At 58.0% G+C, this 1,885-nt stretch carries 1 protein-coding gene and 1 pseudogene; one reads left to right on the forward strand and one right to left on the reverse strand.

Translation table 11 applies throughout. The features are described 5' to 3' along the window. Window positions 1–379: 379 nt before the first annotated feature. Complete coding sequence (locus AC1DKD_RS40950; protein WP_441637711.1) at window positions 380–925, reverse strand: DUF1003 domain-containing protein; 546 nt, start codon at window positions 923–925, stop codon at window positions 380–382. A gap of 434 nt (window positions 926–1,359) precedes the next feature. Between AC1DKD_RS40950 and AC1DKD_RS40955 the strand changes: the two are divergent. Then, window positions 1,360–1,533, forward strand: a pseudogene (locus AC1DKD_RS40955) (transposase); the annotation flags it as partial. Between the last annotated feature and the right edge of the window lie 352 nt (window positions 1,534–1,885).

Here is a 1,885-nt window from a genome sequence, read left to right on the forward strand (position 1 = left end):
GAGGGGTTGAATTCCAAGATCGCCACTGTGCAGAAGCGAGCCTGCGGCTATCGCAATCCGGACCACTTTAAGATCGCCGTCTACTTCCACTGCGGTGGTCTCAACCTACATCCAGCTGCGCTGACCCACACGAAAGTCGGATGAACCATTATTTAAGACGCTGTGTTTAGAATGCACGAATGGCGGCTCTGGCACCGAACTTCAGCCGTTGGCGCAGGCCGGCGCGAATGGCCGAAACTGGCTGTGGAACGGCCGTGTAGCGCGGACAGCAGTAGCCGACCCGGAGTGCCCTCTCGCCACCTCGATCGAACGCTCACTCGCATCTAGGGGATACCTCACCAACATCCACCTCGACCTTGATGGGCAGGGAGCCGGGTTATCATTTTGAGTCCTTTTGCAAGAGCTTCTCGTGCAACTCGATGGTCAGCGTTTCGACCCGCTCAGTTAATTTTTGGGTAAGTTCGGTCAGTTCCGTATTCCGCTGCAACAACTCCAGCAGTTGTGCCGCGGTTTGCGCGGAAATTGCCTGCCGCTGCTCGTTAGCGACAGCAAGGGCCTCCCTGTGTTGCGCGTCAGCCTCGGCGTGCGCGTTGTCTCGCGCTGCCTGTCGCGTCTGAGCAAGCAAAATGAGCGGCGCGGCATAAGCTGCTTGGAGACTGAATGCCAGATTAAGGAGAATGAATGGGTAAACGTCGAACCTGGTGAAGCCGAGGGCGTTCACCCCAATCCAGATGGCGACGATTACCGTCTGTGCCCCTAAAAAAACGGGCGTCCCAAAAAAACGTGCGAAGGCTTCGGCCTTGAGCGCGAACCTGTCGTTGCCAAACGCCGCGGCAAGATGTTCGTGAGGTCGGTGGAAGCGAAAGTGATCGACGTTCGGACCGTCAAACGGAGCGGCATGGGAGTTGGAGTTCGGCGTTTTCATGCATTCCCCAAGTGAGTAATCGTTCGAGGCCGGCCTGCAGCGACGTCTGCGGCACTATACCGAGGGAGATACACGCGATGAACAACGGATGCCTATCGTCAGACGATCCCTCGCAGCAGGCAACGCGGCGTGGGGACAAACAGAGTGTAGTGCCTGTTTGCGGTTACGTGAATGACCGCTGATGGCTGGGGAGTGGCCGACTGTGGCGAGGACCTTGGCCGACCACCTCAGGGCGTGACTCGGCCATTCGAAGCGTTTCTGAACTAACGTGACAATTGGTATGAGAACACGCCACGACGAAGCGCGCCCCGGTCCGACCGCCCTCTGTCCCGCCGCAGCGACCAGGTATTCACGTCGCGGTGATGTACCCCGGTCAGAACTCTTTAACGGGGACAGATCGGCTAAGCCTGGAGGTGCCAAGAAAGGAGATGACCCAGAGCACGAATGGCCTGTTGAGACAGTACTTCCCGAAAGGCACCGATCTCTCGGGCTACTCGCAAGCCAAGCTCAACGCCATAGCCAGAAGACTCAACGAACGCCCACGCAAAACACTAAACTTCGATACACCGGCTGAACGATTCCATCAAGCTGTTGCGTTGACCGGTTGAATCCGCAGGCCACAGCGGTCAGTCTGCTTCCACGAAAATGACCGACCGCGAGTGTCCGGTTCCGGATTTCCCGAAGGGGCCTCCGACACTCGCGAATCGGAACTGGATGGCGTAGAGCAGCTCTTGAGCAACGCATCTACAGGCGTCGGCACTGTCGTTGCCCCAGCGCGGCGTCTTTTATGGCGCGCGCCAAAGCGCCTGACGTGTATTAGCTGGGACTCGATCTGACAGATAGTCGGGCTGTTGAATCGAGAAGCGCGACTCAATGCGGGATCAGTTTCTCCTTGGCGAGTTCCAGCGAGTCGAGGAAGGTGCGCATGGGCGTTTTGCCGTAACACCATCGCCCCTGATG

This window comes from Cupriavidus sp. 05T313 (assembly GCF_056396665.1).

Excerpts from the sequence above, each read along its gene's own strand:
- AC1DKD_RS40950 (WP_441637711.1), bottom strand. The coding sequence starts at position 925 with ATGAAAACGCCGAACTCCAACTCCCATGCCGCTCCGTTTGACGGTCCG.